Source organism: Halobium salinum (genome assembly GCF_026586625.1).
In the GTDB taxonomy this organism is placed as follows: domain Archaea; phylum Halobacteriota; class Halobacteria; order Halobacteriales; family Haloferacaceae; genus Halobium; species Halobium salinum.
The window spans coordinates 1-24,260 of sequence record NZ_JAODIW010000008.1 but is presented as its reverse complement, the minus strand read 5'-3'; the positions used below and the strand labels follow the sequence as shown (position 1 = coordinate 24,260).

Here is a 24,260-nt window from a genome sequence, read left to right as displayed (position 1 = left end):
GCGGGACCAGACGCCACGTGACCTGACGCCGGAGGCGAGTCGGTCTCGGCGGACGTGTGGCACGCCGACTCGCCGCGACGGAACGTGCCGCCTGTTCGCCAGCAGACCGTCTGCACGCGGTTCGAACAGAACCCGACGACGGGGGTTTCGGAGGCTCGTGGCCGGCTACCCGTCGTTGCCCGTTCGCGGCGTCGGGCGGTGGCCGACGCCGGGCGAGCGCTCGTGGCCGAGCGTCGCCTCCCGTCGGTCGTTCGAGGCCTCCCCACGGATTCGTTCGTCCCACTCCTCGAACAGGCCGTACTCGGTCATCGTCGCCATCCCGGCCAGCGCCGCGCGGAGCTTCAGCCCGACGAGGGGCACCTCCGCGACGCTGATAATCACGTCCGCCTGGAGGACGACGCCCTCCTCTAGGATGACGTCGACGAGGTCGACGAGCGCGTCCTCCTGCTCGCGCGTCGGTCTCATGGCGTCGGGTCGGAGTCCGGACCGTCGGCTTCGGCCCCGGAGTCGGCTCCGGGAGCGGAGCCGCCGTCACCGTCTCCGCGCCCCTCGCCGCGGTCGCCGACCTCGCCGAAGGACGGCGCGAAGCTGTACGGCGGCCACGGGCCGGTGAATCGGACCTCGACGCCGGGGTCGGCGGCGACCGCGTCGAGCTCGTCGCCGACGGCCTCGGTCCCATCGTCGTCTGCGAGGAGTGCGAAGCGCGCGAGCGTCTCCGACTCGTCGTCCGCGTCGCCGACGTCGAGCCCGAGCGAAGGGCGGTCGCCGAGGTCGCCGAACCCGTCGACGAGCGGTTCGAGCCGTGCCGCGAGGCCGGCCGCGCGCTCGGCCTCGCGCTCCCCGAGCAGCGACTCCAGTCGCCGCTCGTACTTCTTCTCGAGGAGGAACGCCGTCCCCTCGTCCGCGGCGTCGATTTCCGCTTGTAGCTCGGCGAGTTCGTCGTCCGCCGCGGCGACCTCTTCGCGGGCGTCCTCCCGGTCGTAGACGACCTCGACGCGGTACTCCCAGCGACCGTCGAAGCGGTCGAGCGCCTCGACGAGTCGCGGTCGCTCCTCGCTGAGCCACGCTCGGACCGCGTCGTCGTCACCTCGGACGACGGTATCGAAGCGGAACGGAAGCGGCGTCCCGAAGCGCTCGCCGGCCTCGTCGACGACACGCTGGTGGTCGAGGAGCCACCGCTGTATCTCCGCCGGTACCGAGGAGTCGAACGGCCCAGTCACCGGCTGGACGACGGCCGCGACCGTGTCGGTGTCTTCCCCGTCCGCGACGACGAGTTCGGTCTCGCCCTCCTCGATACCCGCTGTCGAGAAGACGACGTCGTCGGGGTCGTCGACGGCGACGACACAGAAGACGTATCGACCCTCCTCGAAGTCGGCGTCGGCGCCGGCGCCCGCGGCCGTGGTCCCGCCGCGCTCGCTCATCGCGTCACCTCCTCGAAGACGGCCTCGCCGCCGGCGGCCCGCATCGTATCGCTCACCAGGCCGTCGAGGTCGGAGCGGAGGCGCGCCACCTCGTCTTCGATACCTCGCTCGGCTTTCAGCCCCTCGATTTCGGCTTCGAGATTCGCGAGCTGGGTGCCGAGGCGCTCGATTTCGTCGTCCTCGAGTCGACCGGACTCCATCCGGCGTAACGCCTCGCGTTCGAGGGCGTCGACGAGGAGGTCGACCACCGCGAGGACGAGCGTCAGCAGGCCGTCGGCCGCGTCGTCACCGTCGATGTCGATGGTCGTCACGTCGGCTCGTCCCCCTCGCCGTCGTCGTCTCTCGTCTCGGTGCCGTCGTCACCGTCGGTGTCGTCGGTCCCCTCGTTCGCGGCGTCGACAGCGTCGTCGCTCGACTCGCCCTCGCCGCTGCTGGTTTCGACGGTCGCTTCGACCTCGGTCGACTCGCTATCTTCCTCACCCGACTCCTCGACGGCCCCCTCGGCCGGGTCGGTGCTCGGGTCCTCGACGGCGATTCGCGAGGCGAGTCCCGGCTCCGTGGGGCGGCCGCGAAGCCGTCTCTCGCCCCGGTCGCCCGCGTCTCCGTCTTCCCCGTCGGCCGTCCCGCCGACCACCTCGTTCGCGGCGTCGGCCGTCCCGCGAATCACCCCGTCGGCGCCCGACGCCTCCTGGACGCGCTGCATGTCGGTGCCGCTCGGGAACTCCAGTCCGTACTTCGCGGCGGTCTCGAAGGAGGCGAGGGCGGCCCGGAGCCGGATGCCGATGAGTTCCGTTTCGCCGACCGAGACGGCGATGTCGGCGTTGATGACGACGCCCTTGTCGAGCAGCATCTCGACGACGTCTTTCAGGCTGTCCTGCTGTCGGGTTGGGCCGGGGTTACTCATCGTCGTCCTCCTCGTCCCGGCGTTTCCGGGCGCGGTCGAACCGGCTCCCGTAGATGCGTCCGTGGTTCGGTGCCGAGGAGTGCAGCGTCTCCGAGGGCACCGTCGAGTGGCGGGTGCCGCCCTTGAGGTCGGTCCGGCTCGCGCTCGGCGGCATCGTCGACACCGCCGTCGGGTTGCGCGAGTCCGGCTGGCCGGCCTGTCGGGTGCGCTCGCGGTTCTTCTCGACTACCTCCTTCAGGCGTTCGTGGGCGTCGAGGATGCTCCCCCTGAACTCCTCGACGGCGTCGTTCACCTTCGCCTGAATGGCCGCCTGCTGGCCCTCGCTCCCGCCGAGTTCGCCCAGGTCCGGGTCGAGTTGCGGGTCGACCCGCGTGTCGTCGTCGGTCTCGAAGACCCCTTCGTCGTCGTCACCTACCCAGCCGCCGTCGTCGTCTCCCACCCAGCCGTCGCCCCCGAAGTAGTCGGTCACGTCGTCCAACTCCTCGTCGAGGTCGCGCTTGTTGCGCAGGAACTCGCGGATGTCGACCGCGTCCCACACCTCGCTCAGCTCCACGAGGTCGAGCAGTTCGCGGTACGCGACGGCAACCTCGTGTTCGGCCTCGTCGACGGTGCTGGGGAGGCCAGCCATCTCCTTGTTGGCCTCGACGTACTCCCCGAACTCCTCCATCCCGGCGTCCTCGTCGACGACCTCGTGGACGGCGGACTCCTCGACCGTCGCGAGCAGCGCCTCCGCCTCCTCGGCGACGTCCCAGAGCTCCTCCAGGAGCCCCTTGTCGGCCTCCCCCTGCTTCTCCGCCTCGACGAACGCGTCGAGGCGCTCCTCGGCGGTCTCCGCGAGCTCTTGGATTCGCCCGACCGGGACCGCCTCGGTGACTTCCGCGGCTCCCTTCGCGGCCTCGGCCGCCTCCGCGACCGCGGCGTCGGCGGCGTCTTCGGCCACCTCGGCCGCGTCCTCGACGACTTCGTCGGCATCCGGTGCCTCGTCGGTGTCGGGCGCGTGCTCGGCCCCGTTCTCGCTTTCGGCCCCGTTCCCGTCCTCACCTTCGTCCCGGTTCGACTCGGGGTCGTTCGGTTCTTCCGTGGACTCTGTGGTGTCTTCGTCGGTCATGCGTCTCCTGTCTCCCGTTCGCCGCTCGCACCGTCGCCCGCGTCCTCGTCGTCGCGCTCGCCGTCCTCGCTTCCGCCGTCGCGGAGGAAGAACTCGAGGACGCCGTTGTTGTACGTGCCGTGCTGGACCTCCAGGCCCTCACGAGGGAGTTGGACGCGCGTCAGCACCTCCGAACCGACGCCGACGTAGAGCGTCCCGCCGTCGACGCCGGCGGCGACCGTGTCGCCCTCGACCTCCGGCAGGTCGACGTGGACGACGACCCCCTCCGGCCCCTCGTGGACGCTCGTCGGCGGGTCGATTCGACCGTAACGGCTCGCCCCGTCCGCCTCCTCCGCCTCCTCCGCCTCGCTCGCGGCCAGCAGGTCGTCGAGCGTCGACACGCCGAATCGGTACTCGAACCGGCCGGTGTCGTCGCCGCCGACGACCCGGTTCGGGCCCTCCGGTCGCCCCCGGCTACCGGGAGTGCCGGGACCGCCGGAACCGGTCCCGGTACGAGCGCCGGCGTCGAGGTCGACCAACGTGTCGGCGAGTCGCCGGAGCGCACCGAACAACCCCCGCGGTTCGTCCTCCCGACCGTCGTCGCGGTCGTCGCCGCCGGGGCCGTTCGCGTCGTTATCCCGCCCCCGACCGGGCGTCATCGGCGCACCTCCACCCGACCGCTGAGCTGTTCGTGGGCGGCCTCGGCGACCTCGAGTTCGGCCTCCAGTTCGGCCTTGCGGCGCTCGTACTCCTCGGTGTCGCGGTCGCCGAGTTCGTACAGCAGTTGGTTCTCCTTCAGCTCGTTCGAGATGGCCCGCACGTCGTACATCTCCTCGATGGCCATCGAGTGGAGGATGTTCAGAATCGAGAAGAACGGCCGGACGAGGAGGTCGTCGACGAGAATCATCACTGGGCCCCGATTCGGATGTCGACGAAGCTGTACGGCGCGAACGGGCCGCTCTGTTTCACCGTGACGCCGTCGTAGACGTCTTCGAGGTCGTCGACGGCCGTCTCGAACGCCTCGGTCTCCTCCCGGAGGACGAGGTACGACCGGTTGAGCACGAGTCGGTCGCTGTAGCGGTCGTTCGCGACCGACTCGACGGCGAGGCCGTCGAGCCACTCGGCGACCTCCGCCTCGACGCGCTCGGGGTCGAGGTCGACCCCCTCGTCGGCGACGAGCTTCACACCGCGCTCGACGCCGCCGTCCACGTCCCGGAGCGCCTTGGTGAACGCCCGGCGACCGCTCCGGAGGACGTTCTTCAGCTCCCGGGCGCCCTTGAACGTCATCCCGAACTGCATCGGCACCACCGTCCGCCCGCCCTCGTGGTCGAGGACGGCCCGGAGCACCCGGTCGTGCGCCTGGGCGTTCTCGTCGGTGCGTTCGGGCTCCATGTCGTCGATGTCGGTGACGACGGCCGAGAGGGTCCGGTGGTCGACCGTCCGAACCGGTGACGCGCCCTCGACGCCCTCGACGTCGAGTTCGAGGTCCTCGGCCTCGACGACGCCGTAGACGTAGAGGTGGTTCCCACTCATAATGCGACCGTCTACTCGTCGCGGCCGCCTAACCGTTGTGGCCACGGAGACGAAAACTGGCGGACGTAACCGGGGGTCTCGGTAGATACAGCCACAGCGACTATTAGTGGGGAGAGAGTCGTTGTCCGCATGGCAACACAAACCCCCGGCAGTGCCAGTCTCGCGGAGGTCCTCGACCGCATCCTCGACAAGGGCGTCGTCATCGACGTCTGGGCCCGCGTCTCCGTCGTGGGCATCGAGATTCTCACCGTCGAGGCTCGGGTCGTCGTCGCCTCCGTCGACACGTTCCTCACCTACGCCTCCGAAATATCGAAGATAGAGCAAGCCTCCCAGACCGGAGACATGGACGAACTCAGCGACCTGGAGATCGAGACGACCGCCGCCCGCGAGCACAGTCAGGACGTCGAGCGTGCCCAGATGGGCATCGCCTCGGAGTAACTCCCCACCTGAGCGAGGACAGGGAGACACGAGATGGACGACGACACCGACGTCGGCGACGTAGACGGCATCGACCAATCCACGGCGGAGAAGCTCCGGAAGGGCGGCTACGAGACCCTCGGCGACCTCCGAGGGGTCGAGCGCTCGGCCCTCTTCGACGTGGAGGGTATCGGCGCCTCCCACGCCTCGCAGGTGCTGTCCGCCGTGAAGGAGGCGACCGAAGGCGACCACCCGGACGGTGACGACAGCGACGGCGCCGAGGAGGACGGAGACGACGGCGATGCCGGTGGCGACGAAGACGACGCGGGCGAAGACGACGAAGACGAGACCCACGAAGACGGGGCCGACGCCGATTCGGGTACTACGGCCGACGACGCCGGCGGCTCGAACGCCGGCAGCGACGACGGCGACGGGAGCGACGCCGTCGCGAGCATCGTCGAAGTGCGGGACGCGGCACGCGCGACCGCCGCCGAACTCATCGGCCACGACCTCGACGGGGTCATCCAGGTGACCAGCGACGGCGAGGGGTGGATCACCGTCGTCGAGGTGGTCGAGCGCCACTCCGTACCCGACACGCAGGACATCCTCGGGCGGTACGAACTCGACCTCGACGAGTCCGCCCGGGTGACCGGTTACCGCCGCGTCGGGCGCTACCGGCGCGCCGACTCGGACGTCGACGAAGTGTAGCCGGCGGGACGGTTCCGGGGACGGTTCCGTCCTCGGCCCTGGGTCCGGAGACGGTGTCGCCATCGGCTGTCTCGTCGACGTCGACACCAACGCCTTTCTCCCCCCGCCACCTCCCTCCGCCGTGAAGCGAATTCAGCTCGCGAACCGCGCGTTCGAGGGGCGCAACGACGTGTATCTCCTCCCCGGCGAGCCGACCGTCCTCGTCGACGCCGGCATCGCCACCGACGCCGGCCGCGACGCCCTGCGAGCGGGGCTCGCCGAGGCCGGGCTCGCGGTCGAGGACGTCGACGAGGTGTTGGTCACGCACTGGCACTACGACCACACCGGCCTCGCCGGCGAGATTCAGGCCGAGAGCGGCGCCACCGTCCGAGCCCACGCCGCGGACGCGCCGCTCGTCGCCGGCGACGAAGCGGCGGTCGCCGACGAGGCCGCGCGCACCCGCCGCCGACTCGACGAGTGGGGGCTCCCGCACGGGCCACGCGAGGAGCTCCTCGACTTCTTCGACACCCACGAGGACATCCGGGGGACGCCCTGCGAGGTGACGCCGTTCGACGGCGGCGACGTCCTCGACCTCGGCGAACGGTCGTTCGAAGTCGTCCACCTCCCCGGCCACGCCGCCGGCCTGTCGGCCTTCGAGACCGCCGGGGAGACGTTGGACTCGGACGCCCCCGGCCGACACGCCTTCGTCGGCGACGCCATCCTCCCGAAGTACACGCCCAACGTCGGCGGCGCGGACGTGCGCGTCGAGGACCCGCTCGCGACCTACGCCGAGAGCCTCGTCGAGGTCGTCGAACGCGACTGGGCCCGCGCGTGGCCGGGCCACCGCGACCCCATCGACGACCCGGCGGGTCGCGCCCGGGAGATTCTCGCTCACCACCGCGAGCGCACCGAGCGCGTGGTCTCCGTCCTCGACGAACACGGCCCCTGTGACGCGTGGACCGTCAGTGCCCACCTGTTCGGCGACCTCTCGGACATCCACATCCTCCACGGGCCGGGGGAGGCGTTCGCGCACCTCGACCACCTCGCGTCGGCGGGCGTCGTCGAGTGTGACGAAGGGGGAGCCGAGAGCGGCGGCCACCGGTACGCGCTGGTCGAGGCGGAACCGGACGTGGCGGCGCTGTTCCCGGCGACGGAGTGAGACGAAAGGCTACTTGTCGTGGGAGCCGGCATCCGACGCAGATGCCCTCCGCTTCCGACGCAGACGAAGACACCGACTCGCCCTCCCGTCGCCGCCTCCTCGCGTCGCTCTCGGCCGCCGGCACGGCAGCGCTCGCCGGCTGCTCCGGCCCGTTCGGGTCGAGCGCCGACTCGGGGACCGGGTCGGAGTCGCAGTCGAACGCCGCCTGCCGGACCGATATCACTCGCCGTGGCGACGGCGGGCTCCTCGAGGGAGCGACCGTCATGCTGGACGACGAGGACGCGGTCCTGCGGTTCACCCTCTCGGAGTCGGCGCTCGACGAGGAGGCCGTCGGGTGGGTCGACGTGGACGGCGACCACGAGGTGCCCGTCGTCGAGGACCGCCGGGAGTACTGGCTCCGGTTGGGACAGCGGCCCATCCACGACCGACTGACGCTGACGTCGATGAGCGGGCGGCCGGCCTCGCCCGTCGACCACCTCGTCCTCGAGTTCAACTGCTTCGCGGAAGGGTGAGGAAAGCTAAGCACCTCCCATCCGTACCCCGTTCCGTGTGTACCCTCACCCTCGCGTGGCAGGTCTTCGAGGACGCGCCGGTCGTCGTCGCCGCCAACCGTGACGAGGCGCTCGACAGACCCTCCGAACCGCCCCGGGCGCGCGACTTCGACGGGACCGCCGTCGTCGCCCCCGCCGACGCGCAGGCCGGCGGCACCTGGGTCGGCTACAACGAGCACGGCCTGTTCGTCGGCGTCACGAACCGCTGGGTCGGCGGACTGGCCGCCGAGCGCTCCCGCGGGCTCCTCGTCCGCGACGCCCTCCGACAGGGGAGCGCCGACGCCGCGGTTCGGATGGTCGAAGACGCCGTCGCCGACCACGAGTACGACGGGTTCAACCTCGTCGTCGCCGACGCGGAGAGCGCGACCCTACTGGAGTGGGACGGCCACCTCCACGTCCGGGAGTACGCCCCCGGCGTCCACGTCGTCGTCAACGTCGGCACCGACGACTCCTTCTTCGTCCCCGACCGGCGACCCGAGGCTGGCCGTCAACAGGCCGAGAACGCCCGAACCGTGCGGGAAGCGCTGGACCCCCGTGCCGGCGAGACCGCGGACGACTGGCTGGACCGCGCCGCCGACGTGCTCGGCGACCACGAGTACGGCGTCTGTGTGCACGGGGTCGGGTACGGCACCGTCTCGTCGTGTCTGATTCGGCTCGGCCGGGACGGGTCGAGACGCTACGAGTTCGCCCCGGGACCGCCGTGCACCACCGACTTCGACCCCGTCGAGGACCCGGTCTGAGACGGCGACGGCGGTGGCCCTCCGGCGCGTCCTCACCAGCACCGGGAGAGAGCCAAGTTTAAGCGGGGCGCGGGCGGTGGTTCGTACATGAGCGCGGCCGAGTCTGAACTCTCCGAGGACGAGCGTGCCGGTCTCGAACTGGTCCGCGAATCGGGCGGTATCCACCAGAGCGACTTCTGGAAGGAGCTGGACGTCTCCTCGCGCAAGGGGAGTCGAATCGCCGAGAAGCTGTACGACCTCGGGCTCGTCGACCGCGAGGAGGCGGTGTACGACGGACACAACACCTACTACCTCAGCCCGACCGCGAAGGACCTCGACTTCGCACTGCTGATGGCCGGCGACATGCTCTCCCCGTTCATCGGCGAGGAGGAGGTCAACGCCAACAGCGACGCCTTCTCCCAGTGGCTGATGAACCTCGCGTACGAGGAGTACTGAGCCCGCCCGCGACCCCCGGAGACCGACCCCGTTCTGCGAACGCCGCCGAGCGCTGCAGCGTTTCTCGCGTCCGTCGTCGTATCGAGCCACGGCTACGGTGTGGCGGAGCCGCGGCTCACGCCCGAAAGGCGCTCGTCGTCGAGTCGAGCGACGAGACGAACGGAGGTGCGGAGGAGCGGAGACGGTGCGGGCGAGACGCCGTCGAAGCGGGGGACCGGAGCGTCGGTCGCTACTCGTCGTCCGCGGCCGACTCGTCGTCGCCCGCCTCGTCCTCGTCGGCGAGGAGGTCCTTGTCGGTCAGGTGGCTCTCCAGTTCCTCGTCCGAGAGTTCGTGGAACTGCTCGTCGTCGACGCTGACCGTGGCGACGCCGATTCCCTCGGGGGTGAGCCCCTCCTCGTTCACTTCGCCGAGGGCCTCCAGTGCGAGGTCGACGGCGTCGTCGAGGCTCATCTCCTCGGAGTACTTCTCCTCGAGGAGGTCGCGGACCTCGCCGCGGTTGGCGCCGATGGAGACCGCCTTCCACTCGTAGGGCGTGCCGGACGGGTCGGTCTCGAAGAGGCGCGGTTCACCCTCCTCGATGCCGCCGAGCAGGAGCGCGACGCCGAACGGGCGGGCGCCGCCGATTTGGGTGTACTGCTGGATGTGGTCGGTGACCTCCTTGGTGAGCGCCTCGATACCGATGGGCTCGCCGTAGCGCAGGCGGTTCACCTGCGCGCGCTGGCGGGCGAAGTCGATGAGCTGGCGGGCGTCGGCGACGTGGCCCGCGGAGGCGATGCCGACGTGGTCGTCGGCCTTGTGAATCTTCTCGACGCTGGAGGCCTCCATCAGGCGCGAGCGCGAGCGCTTGTCGGCCGCGAGCACGACCCCGTCCTCGGCCCGAACACCGATGCTCGCGGTGCCCCGCTTGACAGCCTCACGCGCGTACTCGACCTGGTAGAGTCGGCCGTCGGGGGAGAAGATGGTGATGCCGCGGTCGTACGCCTGCTGTTGGGCTTGTCCCTGCATATGGTATCACTCGAAATCGAGTTCCGCCGCGCCGACGTACCCGTCCGGGAGGGAGACGTCGAGGCTGTCGTCCCGCACGTGCGCGGGCCGGTCGGCGCCGTCGAACGCGACGTGTCTCTGTCCTGTGGCTCCGGCCGCGCGTCCTAAATACCTTTCCTCACAGGCCCGTACCGTCCCGGAGACGCCCCGGACACGAACCCCCACGGGGTCGCCGCCGACGGCGTCGATGCAGGCCAGCGCCGCCCGCGCCGGCCCGACCTCCCCGCGGCGGGCGCGCACGACCGTCTCGTACTCCCCTGCCCCGCCCTCGAAGTCGAAGACGGTGAGGTCGGCGTCGGCGCTCCCCACGTCCCCGACGAGGTTCTGGGCCGCGAACCAGAGTTCGCGCTGGAAGGCGCCCCGGGAGATGGAGGCGTCCGGCCAGGTAGTTATCTCGACGGCGAGGTAGCGCCAGCGTTCGGTGAGGTGTTTGGGTAGGTGTTTCATCTCTCGGTGTACGGCGTTGTTGTCGGTGTCGACGGCTCACCCTCGGAGACGACCCTCGGAAGCCCCCGACGGCTCCGGTCGCGCGACGCTCTGCGCTCCTCGCCGCTCGCTTCGCTCGCGGCTGCGGTGCTTGCGTCGTCCCAAGAAGTGCCGGCGGCACTTCTTGTGGGCTGCACGAGAGCAGTGCTCTCGTGAACGTCGTGCTTCCCGGAGCCGTCGGCCCCTTCCGGAGCCCCGCCCGTGGTGGGTGTCGGACCTATCGCCGTTCCGGCGGTTGTCGGGCCGACCGTCGCCCCTCTGCTGGTTCGGTGTGTCGTCCCCTGCACGCTCACTCCTCGATGTCCTCGACGACTGCCTCCTCCGTCCCCTCGCCCGCGGCGCGCTCGGCGACGAGGACGCCGACCTGGTCGTGGACGGACTCGACGGCCGTGAGCGCGAACCCGGCGTCGGTGAGCGCGTCGGCGAGCGTCCCGACCGTCGCGGGGTCGTCGACCTCGGGGCTGTAGAACGGCTCCTCGGGGTCCGGTTCGCCGAAGAACATCACGTCGCCGAGGACGAACCGGCGGGCACCGGTCGCGGCGACGACCTCGATGGCCTCGCGCTTCTCCGCGTCGGAGAGGTGATGCATCGCGAAGTTCGACACCACCACGTCGACCTCGCCGTCGTAGTCGGGAGCGCGGAACTCCCCGTAGCCGAACTCGACGTTCTCGATGCCGGCTTCGGCGGCCTTCGTCCGGGCCTGCTCCAGCATCCCCTCGCTGATGTCGCGACCGACGACCCGCTTCGCCTCGGGGCCGAGCGCGAGCGCGATGGCGCCCGTGCCGGTGCCGAGGTCGAGCACCACGTCGTCGGGGCCGGGGGCGGCGTGCTCGACGACGAGACTCACGCAGGCGCGGTACTCCTCGCTCGACTGGTCGTCGTCGTAGTCGGCGGCGATGTCCGAGAAGCGGTCAGCGTGTTCCTCGATGGTCTTCTTCATACCTGCCGCGTTGCACGCCGGGCGCAATGAACGAATCGGACGACCGCTCCCTGTTCCGGGCGGCGAGTCGGCCCCACTCGGCGAGCCCCTCCCGAATCTCCGCCGCCTCGAAGCCGACGACTTCGCCGAGGGCGGCCAGTTCGCGGGGCGCCCTGAGCTGGAGATGCGAGCGCGGGTTCGCGCTGACGACGTAGGGCACGTCGAACTTCGTCACGAGCTTCCGGAGGAGACGGAGGTCCTGAAGGGCCTGGACGCGGTGGCCGCCGTCCCGGCGCAGGACGGACGAGAGGTCGAACTCCACGCGGACGCCGTTGTCGCGGGCGGCCTTCGCGAGCACGTGGTTGAACCCGCCGTCGCCGCGCATCGGGCGGGTGAGCACGTCCACCTGCACCTGCTCGACGGCGAGGCGGTTCACGTCGTCGTCACCGCCGCGAACCAACAGGAGGGTCGTCTTCGGGCGGTAGTTCCCGATGGCCCCGCTGACCGACGAGCGGTCGTCGCCGCTCACCTCGACGGCGTCGACCACGTCGAGCCCGTAGCGGTCGGCGACGGCGCCGAAGGGACCGGCCGGCGTGTCACCGTTGTCGCCGTCGCCGCCGCCGCCGTCGCCGCCGTCCGCCCGTCCGGCCCCACAACCCTCGTCGACGGCGCTCCGACCCCGGACCACGACGCCCTCGAAACCGCCCCTCGCGGCCTCGCGGGCGTAGCGCGCCGGCGTGCTCCGGCCGTCCGGGTACGGGTGCACCGCCTCGTACATGCCCGACTCTGCTCGTCGGCGTCGTTTGTCGGTTTCGGTCGGGAGCGGGGACGGGGAGACCGGCGACGGAGACGGTCCGGCGTCGGCGACGAGGCGGCGGCCCGCGCCGATGCGCCCGGGACTATGTCGCTCCGGCCCGTCGTGTCGGTCGTGACCTCCCGCCACGACTTCCGACTCCCCGCGATGGGCCTCGGAACCAGCCGAGCCGAGGGCGAAGACTGCGCGGCCGCGGTCAGGTCGGCCCTCGACTGCGGCTACCGCCACGTCGACACCGCACAGATGTACGGCAACGAAGCCGCGGTCGGCCGGGGCCTCCGCGAGAGCGGGGTCGACCGGGAGGAGGTCGTCCTCGCGACGAAGGTGCATCCGTCGAACCTCGGCCGCGAGGACGTGCTGGCGACGACGGAAGCCAGTCTCGACTGCCTCGGCGTCGACGCCGTCGACCTCCTGTACGTCCACTGGCCGACCGAGGCGTACGACCCCGAGGAGACGCTGCCGGCGTTCGACGAGCTACGCGACCGCGGCCTGACCCGGAACGTCGGCGTGAGCAACTTCACGCCGGACCTGCTCGACGAAGCCCGCCACGTCCTGGATGCCCCGGTCGTCGCCCACCAGGTCGAGTGTCACCCGCTCTTCCCCCAGCGCGAACTCCGCGAGTACGCCGAGCGCCACGGTCACACCCTCGTCGGCTACTCGCCGCTCGGCCGCGGACGAACTCTCGACCACCCGGTCGTCGAGCGCGTCGCGGCGGAGGTGGACGCCACCCCCGCACAGGTCTGTCTCGCGTGGGCGATGGCACGCGGGGTGGTCCCCATCCCGAAGGGGACGGGCGACCACGTGGCGGAGAACTACCGCGCGACCGACGTGGAACTCGGCGAGGCGGCGCTCGACGCGCTCGACGGCGTCGACGACCGAACGCGGGTCATCGACCGGGACGACGCCGCTTGGAACCGAGACTGAGGCGTGGTCACGGCAGGGGAGTCAGAAGTTCACGTCTTCGAGGTGGCGCGTGACGACGACCCGGCCCTTGGGGGTGAGCTCGGTCGCCTCCTCGCGGTCGACGACGAGGTCGTCCTCGCGAAGCGAGTTGAGCACCATCGTCACCTGCGCTGGCTCGGCGTCGAGCAGGGAGCCGAGGTCGACGGCGCCGCCGGCCGAGTACACCGCGACGAGCGCCTCCAGTTCCTCCTCGGTCTGCTCGAGGTCGGCGATCTCCTCGACGAACGAGGCGTACTCCAGCCGGACGTACCGGCCGAGGACGTTCGTCTTCCGGCGCGAGCTCACCGCGAGGTCGGTCGTGATGGCGGACCCGCCGTCCATGTGGCTCACGGCGAGCACCTCCCGGGAGCTGCCGCCGAACTCCCGGTGGGTGCGCCCGATGTTCGTCACGGTGGTGAGGTCGATGGAGAGCGGCTCGGAGCCGACGAAGGCGAGCCGACGGGGTTCGAGTTTCAGCTTCCCCTTTCTGACGGGGGCGTCGGTGACGCGCCCGCCGACCTTGGCCGGATGGCGGTAGTAGGTCTTCGTGCCGCTGAGCAGTGTCTTGAACAGCACCGAGGCGAACTTGTCGACGTTCGTCCCCTTCCCTTCGATGACGACCGTCCGGTTGCCCGCCCCTTTCTCGGTGTAGGCGACCGTGACGGTGTCGTCGAAGAACTCCTCCATCTCCGCCGGAACGAACCCGACCGATACGTCGAACACGCTCGAGAGGGGAACCGTCGTCTTCCCCGCGTCCGCGGCGAGCACCAGCCGTTTGCGACTCAGCAGAATTCGACCGGTGACCGGCTCCGCGCCCGCGTGCTCGGGCGTCTGGAAGCGACCGACGAAATCCGCGACGATTGATTCAGTCATGCTACCCGTTGCTGTTCGGGGGATACGAGTCACGGGTCTTGACTGTTTTCATCGTCGGAAAGTGCCGCCGCGGACGGTGACACACCACCCCGCCTCAAATCATGAGGATGGCCGTGACGAGCTCCTTCGTCGCGATGGCGGTCAGACAGCCGAGCCAGGTCAGCCCGACGAAGTGGATGTAGGCGTTGAACTTGTTCCCCCCGTCGATGGTCCGAATCATCAGCGAGGAGAGCACGGCGTTGAACAGGATGATGAGCAGGAGGAGGTACTCGATGGTCGGAATGTCGTACACCCCCGCGTAGATGAGGTTCCCGAAGTCGAACTGGTCGACGGTGAGCTCTGAAGAGAGTTCGGCGAGGATGGCGACGACCTGCAGGCCGATGAAGAAGGCGAACGCGGAGGCGGCCGTGATGCCGTACAGGAGGCCGATGAGGGTGACCGCCGCCTGTCGACGCTGCTCGCGCAGTTGGTTCACCGTGTTCATGTTCTGGCTGATGAGCTCGCCGAGCTGTTTCGGGTCGCCGCCCATCGCCCGCCCGACGACGTACATCTCGGAGAACTTCTGGATGAGGTACGACCGGGTGTCGATGGCGAACAGTTCCCACGACCGGCCGGCCTCGATGCGCATGCCCAGCCGGCGGTAGAGCCGTTCGATGTCGGGGGTCAACGCGCCGAAGTCCTTCTTTCGGAGGCTCTCAAGGACGGAGCCGGTCGTCGCCTGCTTCGCGCTCTCGGTCGCACCGAGCGCCCTAATGAAGTTCGGGAACTCCTCGTCACGCTCGCTGATCATCCCCTCCTCGGCCCGGAAGACGATGCCCGGCACCACGAGCGGCGTGACCGGAACCGCGATGTACAGCGGGAGCGGTACCTCGTCGAGGAAGAAGAGGAGGTCGGGGAGGCCGACCGGCGTCACCCCGAAGATGCCGCCCGCCGTAATCGCGAGCAGGACGAACACGAGGGCGACGCTGGCGACGACGACGAGCGTCAGCTTCGTCTCGGTGTGGGCGCTCTCTTCCTCCCCCTCCTCGGGGTGGTACCACACCGGGTCGTACGGCGCCATCGTCCGGATGACGAGGTAGAACCCCACCTGGACGAACCCGAACATCGTGATGACCGCCGAGACGGTCGTCGTCGGGTCGGTGCCGGTCAGGATGGGGAGCACCGTCGCGAACACGAGCGCGAACGTCATCGAGAGAATCATCGACATGTAGAGGTCCTTCATGACCTCCAGGTTGCCGAGGGCGCCCTCGTAGATGGTCTGGTAGCGCTGGATGACGACCCCCTGCTCGGACAGCAGGAAGTCGGAGAGCTCCTGACCCGCCCCGAGCGTGTAACCGAGCCGGTCGAAGAAGTCCGACAGCACGTCGCTCGGCACCTCCTTCGCACGGCGTCGACAGGCGTCGTCGAGGCTCTGGTTCCAGGTGTCGACGAGGTGGACGACGTGACCGATCTCCTCCGCGAGGACGCCGTACTCCTCCACACCCGCGAGCTCGCGGAAGACTTCCATCCGGTCGATGTTCGTCGTCGACAGCACGGTCATGTGCGTCATCGCGAGGTGGATCTGGCGCTCGATAGCCGTCCGCCGGCCGCTCACGTACACCTTCGGGTAGAAGACGGCCGCCGAGAGCAACAGGAGCCCGAGCATCGGAATCGGGAGCCGAACGAACGTCGGGAGGCTCTCGGCGACGACGGCCACCGCCGCGGTGAGGAGGAAGAAGACGAACGAGGGGAGGAGGATGGCCCCGACGTACCGCCGCTTCGAGATGTCTATCTTGTCGAACGACTCGAGGACGGTCTCGGCGAACGCGAGCGACCCGCCGAGAAACCCGGAGGACTGGCTCGTCCCCACGGTCAGTCACGTCCCCCTGTCCCTGCACCGTGGCGGTCGAGGCGGTCCGGCCCCGGCGCGTGGTACCCGCTCTCCGGTGTGCTCCTGTCGGCTCCTGGCCCACCCTCGCGTCGCATGGTCACCGCCTCGAGCGATGCATGTTGAAGGGGAGCCCTTCCACGCCGTCACGCTGGAAGTCCCTGATGGTCTTGTTCACTTCGTGGTATCCGAGGATGTTCTCCTGAATCATCCGCTCGGTCATGTCCGCCCGGAACTGGAGGTCGTCGTATATCTTCCGGGTGTCCGCGTAACCGAGCAGGGTCGCGATCTGTTCCTCGAGCACGTAGGAGTTGTTCATCCCCTGGAAGACGATCTCGTCTTCGACGGGGTCCCACGAGAACACCTCGCGGGTGACGACCCCGTCCATCTCCTTCGAGTACCCCTCGATCTCCTGGACCGACGTGACCCGCCGCAGCACCTTGTCTCCCTGCTTGACGCGGTTCTGGAACAGCGCCACGTCGGCGTTGTCCATGAACGTCTCGGGGACGTTGATGGGGTCGGAGGTGAACCGCTGAATCATCGAGACGATGTCGCTCGCGTGGAACGTGAGCATCACGGGGTGGCCGGTCTGTGCGGCCTGGAACGCCATCCGTCCCTCCGCCCCACGCACCTCACCCACGATGATGTAGTCGGGACGGGAACGGAGGGCGGCGGCGACGAGGTCGAACATGTCGACGCTGGTCGAGTTCTCGCCTTTCCCCTCCCGGGTGAGCAGCTGTTGCCAGGTGTTGTGTGGGGGGAGCACCTCGGCGGTGTCCTCCGCGGTGTATATCTTCGAGTCGCCGGGGATGTACGAGAGGATGGCGTTCAGCGTCGTCGTCTTCCCGGACGCCGTCTCCCCGACGACGAACACCGTCTGTTCGTTCTCCAGGCATATCCAGAGGTACGCCGCGAGCTCGGGCGAGAGCGTCCCCCAGTTCGTGATCTGGTTGATGGAGAGCGGCGTGTCCTCGCCCTGACGGATAGTGAGCGACGAGCCCTTGATGGAGACGTCGTCGGAGTAGATGATGTTGATACGCGAGCCGTCCGGCAGCGTCGAGTCGACGATGGGGTCGGAGTCGGAGACGGGGTCGCCCATCCGCTCGCCCATGTTTCGGAGCCACCCGTCGAACTGCTGCGGGTCGCCGAAGTCGACCGTCGTCTCCAGCATCCCGTAGACGCTGTGGTCGACGTGACACTCGTGGGGGCCGATGACGTGGATGTCCTCGTTCGCCGGGTCGCGCATCACCGGTTCGAGCGGCCCGAAGCCGATGATGTCCCGGTTCAGGCGGTAGCGGATGTTCTCGTAGGTCTCGCTGGTCACCTGAATCTTCCCGAAGTCGAGGACCTGCCGCGCTCGGTCGGCCAGCCCCGACGGTGCCCCGTCTCGGACGACCGTCGAATCTTCGAGCAGTTGCTCGATGAGGTCGTCGTACTCCGCCTCGTTCTCGGGGGACTGGCTGTGGCCGCTCTTCGACAGGAGCTTCCGTTTGACCTGCTGGAGGACGCCGCCCTCCTCCTCCGAGAGCGTCGGCTCGACGGTGTAGTACTTCGTGTCCTGTCCCATGTCGCCGTAGATGTGACAGAAGATGGGACCGCCGACGGGGTAGAGCACGTTGGGGCGGTGGGATTCGAACTCCCCGTCGGCCTCCTCGATGAGGCGGGGGAACTCGCCCGTAATCTGCTTGAACTTCATCAGGTGGTCCCTGAGGTGCGGGCGCTTCCCGGCCAGCCGCTTGAGGTCGGCGGACGGTTTGGCCGTCCCGTGCTCCGTCACGCGTCGCTCACCCCTCGGCCAGTCGCCCGCGTCGCCATCTCAGGCCACGCTCCGCGATTCGATGACGATGCCCGTCCCCGACCGCACGGAGAACCCGACGATGTCACCGACCTGTTCACCCATCCCCGCGAACCGCTTCACGGAGATCTGCCGTCTGACGTCGCTCCCGACCTCGACCATCTGCAGTTCGAAGAACACGTCGGCGATGGAACGGAACGAGCCGATTGCCTCGTCGTCGACGGCGGAGGGGTCGACCGTGAGGACGACGACCTTCCCCCGCGAGATGACGTTGCGGAAGAAGGAGATGATCTCCAGCGCCGCCTGTCGCTCCTCGTTGTTCCGGACCAGCGACTCGAACGTCGGGTCGTTGCGGAGGATGGCGTCGAACGTGTCGATGATGATGACGTCCGACTGCCACATCACCTCGGCCTCCATCAGCCGGCGCAGGAGTTCCTTGCGGTCGTCGTTCCCCCCGCCGCCGAACTTGCTCCCGCCCGCGTCGAGGTCCGCGTGCAGGAAGAGGAGCTCCTCGTCCAGCAGCGCCCGGGTCATGTCGTACGAGAGAGAGTACATCTGGTCGATGAACCCCCGGACCGTGAGTTCTGTCGAGAGGTACGTGACCCGTGCGTCCTCCTGGGTGAGACCGTACGCGAGCCGCTGGGAGATGGCGCTCTTGCCGGCGCCGTAATCACCCTCCATGAGGACGATGCTCCCGCGCGGGATGCCCCCGCCGAGCTCCTTGTTCAGCCGGTCGTGGTCGTCGAGGCCGAGCGAGAGGAGATTGTGTCGACTACTCATGTGCGGAAGTGAAACACCTCCTCGTCGCCACCCATGATTAGCTTCACCCGGTGGTCGCCGGGGGACAGCGTCGTCGAGATCTGGAGTTCTACGACGTCGCCGGTGTCCCAGTCGCCGTCCAACAGCGTCAGCGAAGTGTCTGTCGCGTACTGCCCGTCGACGAGCACGTCGAGCCCAGTTCCGTCGGGCGGTAAGTTTCGAGAACCGGTGTTTTTCACGTACAAGGTAATGTTCCCCTCGTTGTTCGTATCGTAGACCGCACTCCCCGAGTCGCTGATTACCTCGATGTCGGTCCGCACTTGTTTACTGACATCGAGACTTTCGTCTTCTATGGCACTTCCAAGACGGTCGACCCCCGTCATAAGTGTGCCGGCGACGCTGCCGGCGACGATGAGGCTCGCGATGAAGAGGATGAGATGGGAGACCGAGACGCTCGCCATTACGACACCACCTCGGCGTCGCTGACGCCGTGTTCGGTGACCACTACGGCCCGCGCGCCCGTCTGGTTCGCGTCCGGAACGCTCACCGTCGCTCTGAGGGTTTCACCCGGGAGCCAGACGCCGGTAGTCGAGTTTCCCGCGACCGTCGTCTGTACTGACGACTCGTAGCTGCCGTTGTAGATGACGTCCACGTCGTCCACGTTCAGCGTGGTCGTCCCCGTGTTGGTCACCACGAGCGTGACCTCGTCGGCCGCCGTGTCGTGAATCAGCTCCGTCGCGTCGATGTCCGTGTTCCGCTCGTCGAGCAGTCGGTCCGCGTCGGCCGACCGGGCGTCCTCCACTCGCTCGAACCCGTTCGACACCGCCGGCTGCAGGACTCCGAGGGCGATGAACATACCGACGAAGATGATTGCGGTGGACCCCGAGACGCTAAAGCCCATCCGGGTCCCCCGAGAGCCGGTCCCAGCGGTCGACGATCAGCGACTCGGCGTCGGCATCGTCGAGTCGGTTGATGTAGGAGAGGCTCCGGGTGTGGTGACTGCGCGACAGCTCGGCGGTGCCCGGAACCAGCGCCTCCCCTTCGTCGATTTCGCCGAAGCCGACGAGGAAGTCGAGCAGGTCCTCTTTGACGCCTTCGCTGATCCACTCGACGTTCTCGTAGTACCGGATGGCGCGCGCGGCGTCGGTGGGGCTCGACTCGGACACGAGGTACTCGAGCCACTCCATCACGACGAGGTCGCCCGCGTAGGCGCTCGGCAGCGCGCGGAGGTACGGTCGACCCGGCTCCGGCTCTTCGACGAACTGGAACCCGGAGTCGTCGGCGTTCTCGGAGACGGTCCAGTCGTCGTCGACCCCCTCGTGAGGCGTGCCGTCGGGCGCAGTCGCGTCGGCGGTCTCGGCGTCGTCGACCTCCGAGCGGTCGCCCTCGGCGTCGGGGGACGAGACCGTCTCCGTGTCCGTCACCGGGTCGTCGTCGAGCCCGGCCCCGAGGGTGTCGTCCGGGTCGCTCCCGACGTCGTCGCGGTCGCCGAAGTCGAGTGCGGTGGCGCTGTCGTCGGCGGCGAGTTCGGGGCCGTCGAGCGCGGCCTCCGGTTCGGGGGCGGGCTCCGTCTGGTCGTCGTCGACGGCCGCCTCGGTCGGCTCGGGCTCGCCCTCCCCGGCCCACTCGGCGTCGCCGGAGTCGTACTCCGCTTTCAGTTCCGCGAACGATTTCCCGCCACCGTCGGTATCGTCTGTCGTCATCTCGTCTGAGTCCTCCAGGTCGTCCATCCCGCCGAGGTCGGCGGCGGGCTCCGCGTCGTCCGCTTCGTCTCCGTCTTCCTCCTCGTAGAACCCGTCGAGGGCGTCCTCGTCCTCCGCCTCGTCCTCCGCCAGCTCCTCGTCGAAGAACCCCTCGGCGTCGGCGTTCGCGATGTCCTCGTCGAGTTCGTCGTCGTCGGACTCCTCCTCCGCCTCCTCGCCGCCGAACAGGCCGAAGGAGCCGTCCATCCCGTCGGCACCGCCGGGGCCACCAGCCACGTTCCCGCCCGCGGCCACGTCGTCGACGAACGGGTTGATGCCGCGCGTCACCATCTCGTAGATGTCGAGGAGCTTCCGGACGTTCTCGGTGACCTCCTCGACCTGCCCGGCGATCTCCTCGTTCTCGCTCCGAACGGTTCCGACCGTCGAGGAGAGACTCCCGACCTCGCCTTCGAGTTCGTCGAGCCGGTGTTCGAGTTCGTCGGTGTCACCCTCCTCGTCGCCGCCCATGCCGCCGAAGGGGTCGTCGTCGCCCCCCCAGTCGTCCATGTCGTCGAGGCCATCCATCTCGCCGCCCATCTCGCCGCCCAACCCGTCGTCGGACATGAGCGCGTCGTCGTCGCCGTCGTCCACCGTCTCCTCGTCGTCTCCGCCGCGGAGACGGTCGAGGATTGCACTCCCGAACAGCCCCGAGGAGAGTAGGACGACGCTCAACGGTCCGACCTCGCCGACTGTGGCGAGCGACGTCGGGTCCGCGTTGACGAGCGCTCCGCCGGCCGTGACGGCGACCCAAGCCGCTGCGTGGTGCGGAGTCGCGAAACTCATTCTACCTCACCCACCGTGTCATCCGTCTTTAACCCACTCATCCCACTATCACTCCTGATACTTCGCCAGGTCGTTCTACCGAGCTGATAAGAACGTTTCGCCCACGCCGGCGGGCGTCGCGACCCGTCGACGGGAGGAAACGAATCGTCGACGAAGGGGGACGAACGGTCCCGCCGTCTCAGATGACGGACTCGCCGTCGGTGACCGTCCTGACGTGGAGGTCGCCGCTGGAGACGTCGAGGCGGACCGACCGACCGTGACTCCCGCCGACGTCGCGCGCGACGACGGCCACGTCGGTCTCACTCAGCGCCGCCTCGGCGGCCTCGGCGTTGCGGTCTCCGATTCGACCCGCCTCGTCGGAAAAGTCGAGCATCCGACTCCCTCCGACGAGTTTCGCCCGGAGCCGACCGGGCTCCGCTCCCGTCGCCACCATCGTCGAGAGGAGGTCGGCGACGCCGGTGTCGACGTACTTCGCCGGCGTGTGCGCCTCTCTCCCCTCGGCAGCGGCGGGAAGCATGGCGTGGAGCAGTCCCCCGACGCCTGCCGACCGGTCGTGGAGAGCGATGCCCAGACAGGAGCCCAAGCCGCTGGTCGAGAGGACGACGTCGCCGGTCGCGACCTCGTACTCGGCCACGCCGACCCTGACGAGACGCGGTTCGGCCCCCGGAGCCGACTCGCTCACGGGTCAGACCACTTCGTCGGCGTCGGTTCCCACCCGCGTCCCCGACTCCGGCCCGAGCGCCTCGAGCGCGCGGACGAGCTCCCGCTCGTCGGGGAGCGCGTAGATGTCACAGCTGAACCGGTTCTCGGCGGTCTCGATGGTCGAATCTATCATGAACGCGTAGTTCTGTCGCTGTCCGAGGCGCGCGATGACCGGGCTCATGATGGCCGACCCCATGTCGTGGACGAACTGGGGCGGCGTGTGGTCTATCGAGGTGCCGAGGACGTTCGCCCAGCCGTCGATGAACCCGCTGGTCATGATGTTTCCCAACTCCTTGATGGCGCTCCGTTCCAGCTCACCCAACCCCGACTCCTCGGTCTCCATCGGGAGGAGCGCCTCCGCGACGTTCACCGCCGAGGGTTCGTCGAAGAGAATGAGGAGATACCCGCTCGGGAGCCCCTCGATGCCGAAGACGACGCCCGCGTGACTCCCGTCGTCGAGGTAGTCGGGGGCGTCCGCGATGGGGACGAAACTCAGTCGGCTCACGTCGACGGTCGTCTCGATACCCGTCATCGACGTGACGTGGGTGGCGGCCCCCTCGGCGCCGCGTTTCATCATCTCGTTGAACACTGAGAGCTTGTCGACGGGGATGGCGTCGTCGTCGCGTCGGTGGGCCGCCATCAACTCGGTGAGTGCCGAGTACTCCGGGCTCATGTAGATGTGAAAGTCCAGGTCGCGCTCGGGGGTGGTGAGACGGCTCTCGAAGAGGAACACCTGGTCGTCCGCCTCGGACGCTTGCACGTCGAGCAGTTCGCTCCCGGAGCGCTCGATGTACGTCGGTGGGGTGATGTCGATGCTCACCCCGAGGTGGTTCGCCCACCCGTCGATGAACCCGCTGGTCATGATGTTCCCCACCTCTTTCACACCGCTCCGGGCCATGGCCGGGTCGGTGGCGCCCCCGTGCCCCGGCATCAGGAGTTCGAGTAACCGTGCGGAGGAGTCGCGCTCGAACGCCAGCACGGTCTCGCCCTGGAGTCCCCCCACGAACCCGATTTCGACGCCGACGTATTCCTCGTCCCCGAACGCGTCGGAAAGGTCCCGCCGCGAGAGCAACGAGATGTTGGTCACGTCGACGTGGACGTCGACGCCGGTCATCCGCGAGAGCGACCCTGCCGCCTGCTTCGACCCCTGCTTCGCGAGTCGACTGAACACGCCCAGCGAGTGGATGTCGACCAGCATCGCTCAGGCCGGGACCACGTCGTCGATCGCCTCCAGGACGTTCGGCTTCTGGAACGGCTTCGTGATGTACCCCTGGGCACCGGCCTTGATGGCCTCCTTCATCTTCTCTTCCTGCCCCACGCTGGTGCACATGATGACCTTCGCGCCCGGGTCGCCGTCGGTAATCTCCGTCGTCGCCTCGATACCGTTGCGAATGGGCATCACGATGTCCATCATCACGAGGTCCGGGTTCTTCTCCCCGTAGAGGTCGACCGCTTCGACCCCGTTCTCGGCTTCGCCGACAACCTCGTACTCCCCCTCGAGGATTTCACGCAGCAGGCTCCGCATGAACTCCGAATCGTCCGCTATCATCACTCGTACAGCCATTGCTACTCTGTCGTCGGGTTACGGGAGGCGGGATATAACCCCACCGTCGAAATTATCGGTACTGATTCTCGACTACGAGTGCAACACCGCCGGAGTCGGGAGCTATCGGGTCGAGAGCTGGAGCCCGCCGTCCCGCTTGACTGCCCCCAGAAGGTCGTCTATCGTGTCGTCGCGCGAGAGTCCGTGGTGACAGAGCATCGTGACCAACGCGTCCGGCGGGAACGTCACCGGCACCTCCGAGTCGGCGAGCAACCGACCGAGCGTCTCCTCGACCGGGCGGTCGTCGTCGACCTGGCGCGCGTACCAGAGCAGGAGCGTCTCGAAGGTCGCCTCAGCCTCCGTGGAGTCCATGCGGTGACGCATCACCTCCCCGTCGTGTTTCAGCGTCGCGTCGAAGCCGTAGTCGAACCCGTTGTCGGTCATCGACTCGGTGAGCCACTCCGAGACCGCCTCGCCGTCGACGGGCTCGGACTCGACGGGCTCGCGCGAGTTCGGGCGCCGACTACGGTCGCCCTCCGAAGCGGAGTCGGGGGGCGGTGCGGCGTTCGCCTCGTCGGTGTCCTCTACGGCGTCTCGGGAACCGTTCCCGGCGTTGCTGGCTTCGTCGGCCCCGTCGGCGCCGACGGCGCCCTGTTCGGTCGGCGCCGGCGTCCGAGGGCTCGACTCGGACGGTGACGGCACGGCCCCAGCCGGGTCGGACACGTCACCAGGTCCGCCGTCGGACCCCGCCGAGACGATGAACCGACCCTCGCCGAGGTCCGACACTTCGTCGCGTTCGGAGAAGTCGAGTTCCGACGGGTCGAGCACCCGGCCCTCCGGGTCCGCGAGCGAGTCGGTCTCGAACGGCTCCATCGACGCCGAGTCGTCGCCTTCGGTGTCAGAATCGTCCGGCGGGTCCTGTGCCATCTCGTGGGTCTCCTGGGTAGGAGTGTGTGTCCGTGTATATGAATGTTGAGGTGGCGTGAACGGTCGTGTTTAGTTAAGCGTGAAAAGTGAGGCGACGTGATTTCTTGGTGCTCTATGCCAGAAATCAGC

At 68.7% G+C, this 24,260-nt stretch carries 30 protein-coding genes; 7 read left to right on the top strand and 23 right to left on the bottom strand.

Annotation, left to right across the window (positions count from 1 at the left end; translation table 11 throughout):
* Positions 1–165: 165 nt before the first annotated feature.
* The 8 genes from gvpM to N5095_RS12200 are packed head-to-tail and all read right to left on the bottom strand — an operon-like array spanning position 166 to position 4,945.
* Entirely contained in the window at positions 166–465 is a 300-nt protein-coding gene (gvpM, locus tag N5095_RS12235) for a gas vesicle protein GvpM (protein WP_267623167.1), read from the bottom strand.
* Positions 462–1,421 carry a gas vesicle protein GvpL gene (gvpL, locus tag N5095_RS12230; RefSeq protein WP_267623166.1) on the bottom strand — a complete coding sequence of 320 codons (960 nt, stop codon included), beginning with the start codon at positions 1,419–1,421 and terminating at the stop codon, positions 462–464. Before gvpL ends, gvpM begins: the two co-directional genes overlap by 4 nt.
* Positions 1,418–1,732 (bottom strand): gas vesicle protein GvpK, encoded by a 315-nt coding sequence (gene gvpK, locus N5095_RS12225; RefSeq protein ID WP_267623165.1) that lies wholly within the window; start codon positions 1,730–1,732, stop codon positions 1,418–1,420. The genes gvpL and gvpK overlap by 4 nt, the downstream gene beginning before the upstream one ends.
* Complete coding sequence (gvpJ, locus tag N5095_RS22580) at positions 1,729–2,325, bottom strand: gas vesicle protein GvpJ (protein WP_390203123.1); 597 nt, start codon at positions 2,323–2,325, stop codon at positions 1,729–1,731. The genes gvpK and gvpJ overlap by 4 nt, the downstream gene beginning before the upstream one ends.
* A complete protein-coding gene (locus N5095_RS12215) occupies positions 2,318–3,433 on the bottom strand; it encodes a hypothetical protein (protein ID WP_267623164.1) in 1,116 nt (371 codons plus the stop codon). Before N5095_RS12215 ends, gvpJ begins: the two co-directional genes overlap by 8 nt.
* Complete coding sequence (gene gvpH / locus N5095_RS12210; RefSeq protein ID WP_267623163.1) at positions 3,430–4,071, bottom strand: gas vesicle protein GvpH; 642 nt, start codon at positions 4,069–4,071, stop codon at positions 3,430–3,432. The genes N5095_RS12215 and gvpH overlap by 4 nt, the downstream gene beginning before the upstream one ends.
* The gene (gene gvpG, locus N5095_RS12205) at positions 4,068–4,319 is read right to left on the bottom strand and encodes a gas vesicle protein GvpG (protein ID WP_267623162.1); all 252 of its coding nucleotides are present in this window, start codon (positions 4,317–4,319) and stop codon (positions 4,068–4,070) included. Before gvpG ends, gvpH begins: the two co-directional genes overlap by 4 nt.
* A complete protein-coding gene (locus N5095_RS12200; protein WP_267623161.1) occupies positions 4,319–4,945 on the bottom strand; it encodes a GvpL/GvpF family gas vesicle protein in 627 nt (208 codons plus the stop codon). Before N5095_RS12200 ends, gvpG begins: the two co-directional genes overlap by 1 nt.
* Positions 4,946–5,074: 129 nt before the next feature.
* Here N5095_RS12200 and gvpA point away from each other — a divergent pair, with 129 nt between their 5' ends.
* From gvpA to N5095_RS12170, 6 genes are all read left to right on the top strand, one after another.
* A complete protein-coding gene (gene gvpA, locus N5095_RS22575) occupies positions 5,075–5,383 on the top strand; it encodes a gas vesicle protein GvpA (RefSeq protein WP_267623160.1) in 309 nt (102 codons plus the stop codon).
* Positions 5,384–5,416: 33 nt separating this feature from the next.
* Positions 5,417–6,070: a gas vesicle protein GvpO gene (gene gvpO, locus N5095_RS12190; protein WP_267623159.1), complete on the top strand. Its 654-nt coding sequence runs from the start codon at positions 5,417–5,419 to the stop codon at positions 6,068–6,070.
* Positions 6,071–6,191: 121 nt separating this feature from the next.
* Positions 6,192–7,208 (top strand): MBL fold metallo-hydrolase, encoded by a 1,017-nt coding sequence (locus N5095_RS12185; RefSeq protein ID WP_267623158.1) that lies wholly within the window; start codon positions 6,192–6,194, stop codon positions 7,206–7,208.
* 41 nt (positions 7,209–7,249) lie between these two features.
* Positions 7,250–7,720: a hypothetical protein gene (locus N5095_RS12180; protein ID WP_267623157.1), complete on the top strand. Its 471-nt coding sequence runs from the start codon at positions 7,250–7,252 to the stop codon at positions 7,718–7,720.
* Positions 7,721–7,755: 35 nt separating this feature from the next.
* Positions 7,756–8,499 (top strand): NRDE family protein, encoded by a 744-nt coding sequence (locus N5095_RS12175; protein ID WP_267623156.1) that lies wholly within the window; start codon positions 7,756–7,758, stop codon positions 8,497–8,499.
* A gap of 87 nt (positions 8,500–8,586) precedes the next feature.
* Complete coding sequence (locus N5095_RS12170; protein ID WP_267623155.1) at positions 8,587–8,934, top strand: helix-turn-helix transcriptional regulator; 348 nt, start codon at positions 8,587–8,589, stop codon at positions 8,932–8,934.
* A 229-nt stretch (positions 8,935–9,163) separates the two neighbouring features.
* Here the strand turns inward: N5095_RS12170 and psmA are convergent, their stop codons facing one another.
* The 4 genes from psmA to N5095_RS12150 all read right to left on the bottom strand — a co-directional run bounded on the left by psmA (position 9,164) and on the right by N5095_RS12150 (position 12,162).
* On the bottom strand, positions 9,164–9,940 hold the full coding sequence (gene psmA, locus N5095_RS12165) for an archaeal proteasome endopeptidase complex subunit alpha (RefSeq protein ID WP_267623154.1): 777 nt from the start codon (positions 9,938–9,940) through the stop codon (positions 9,164–9,166).
* A 6-nt stretch (positions 9,941–9,946) separates the two neighbouring features.
* Positions 9,947–10,426, bottom strand: a complete 480-nt coding sequence (locus N5095_RS12160; protein WP_267623153.1) for an Rpp14/Pop5 family protein — start codon at positions 10,424–10,426, stop codon at positions 9,947–9,949.
* A 328-nt stretch (positions 10,427–10,754) separates the two neighbouring features.
* On the bottom strand, positions 10,755–11,405 hold the full coding sequence (locus tag N5095_RS12155) for a class I SAM-dependent methyltransferase (RefSeq protein WP_267623152.1): 651 nt from the start codon (positions 11,403–11,405) through the stop codon (positions 10,755–10,757).
* Positions 11,377–12,162, bottom strand: coding sequence for an RNase P subunit p30 family protein (locus N5095_RS12150; RefSeq protein WP_267623151.1), 786 nt, complete (start codon positions 12,160–12,162; stop codon positions 11,377–11,379). Before N5095_RS12150 ends, N5095_RS12155 begins: the two co-directional genes overlap by 29 nt.
* 183 nt (positions 12,163–12,345) lie before the next feature.
* Between N5095_RS12150 and N5095_RS12145 the strand changes: the two genes are divergently transcribed.
* Positions 12,346–13,122: an aldo/keto reductase gene (locus tag N5095_RS12145; protein ID WP_267624470.1), complete on the top strand. Its 777-nt coding sequence runs from the start codon at positions 12,346–12,348 to the stop codon at positions 13,120–13,122.
* Between the two features lie 21 nt (positions 13,123–13,143).
* Here N5095_RS12145 and N5095_RS12140 read toward each other — a convergent pair whose 3' ends face one another.
* The 11 genes from N5095_RS12140 to N5095_RS12090 form a co-directional block, all read right to left on the bottom strand.
* Positions 13,144–14,013, bottom strand: coding sequence for a CheF family chemotaxis protein (locus N5095_RS12140; protein WP_267623150.1), 870 nt, complete (start codon positions 14,011–14,013; stop codon positions 13,144–13,146).
* A gap of 94 nt (positions 14,014–14,107) precedes the next feature.
* Positions 14,108–15,862 carry an archaellar assembly protein FlaJ gene (gene flaJ / locus N5095_RS12135; protein WP_267623149.1) on the bottom strand — a complete coding sequence of 585 codons (1,755 nt, stop codon included), beginning with the start codon at positions 15,860–15,862 and terminating at the stop codon, positions 14,108–14,110.
* Between the two features lie 118 nt (positions 15,863–15,980).
* On the bottom strand, positions 15,981–17,657 hold the full coding sequence (locus tag N5095_RS12130) for a type II/IV secretion system ATPase subunit (RefSeq protein WP_267623148.1): 1,677 nt from the start codon (positions 17,655–17,657) through the stop codon (positions 15,981–15,983).
* A 39-nt stretch (positions 17,658–17,696) separates the two neighbouring features.
* Complete coding sequence (gene arlH, locus N5095_RS12125) at positions 17,697–18,455, bottom strand: archaellum protein ArlH (RefSeq protein ID WP_267623147.1); 759 nt, start codon at positions 18,453–18,455, stop codon at positions 17,697–17,699.
* Positions 18,452–18,895: an archaellum stator protein ArlG gene (gene arlG, locus N5095_RS12120; protein ID WP_267623146.1), complete on the bottom strand. Its 444-nt coding sequence runs from the start codon at positions 18,893–18,895 to the stop codon at positions 18,452–18,454. The genes arlH and arlG overlap by 4 nt, the downstream gene beginning before the upstream one ends.
* Positions 18,895–19,335, bottom strand: a complete 441-nt coding sequence (gene arlF / locus N5095_RS12115) for an archaellum stator protein ArlF (RefSeq protein ID WP_267623145.1) — start codon at positions 19,333–19,335, stop codon at positions 18,895–18,897. The genes arlG and arlF overlap by 1 nt, the downstream gene beginning before the upstream one ends.
* Entirely contained in the window at positions 19,325–20,959 is a 1,635-nt protein-coding gene (locus N5095_RS12110; RefSeq protein WP_267623144.1) for a FlaD/FlaE family flagellar protein, read from the bottom strand. Before N5095_RS12110 ends, arlF begins: the two co-directional genes overlap by 11 nt.
* Before the next feature lie 178 nt (positions 20,960–21,137).
* A complete protein-coding gene (locus N5095_RS12105; RefSeq protein WP_267623143.1) occupies positions 21,138–21,641 on the bottom strand; it encodes a chemotaxis protein CheD in 504 nt (167 codons plus the stop codon).
* 3 nt (positions 21,642–21,644) lie between these two features.
* Positions 21,645–22,859, bottom strand: coding sequence for a chemotaxis protein CheC (locus N5095_RS12100; RefSeq protein ID WP_267623142.1), 1,215 nt, complete (start codon positions 22,857–22,859; stop codon positions 21,645–21,647).
* A gap of 3 nt (positions 22,860–22,862) precedes the next feature.
* A complete protein-coding gene (cheY, locus tag N5095_RS12095) occupies positions 22,863–23,225 on the bottom strand; it encodes a chemotaxis protein CheY (protein ID WP_267623141.1) in 363 nt (120 codons plus the stop codon).
* A gap of 102 nt (positions 23,226–23,327) precedes the next feature.
* Positions 23,328–24,131, bottom strand: a complete 804-nt coding sequence (locus N5095_RS12090; protein ID WP_267623140.1) for a DUF7500 family protein — start codon at positions 24,129–24,131, stop codon at positions 23,328–23,330.
* Between the last annotated feature and the right edge of the window lie 129 nt (positions 24,132–24,260).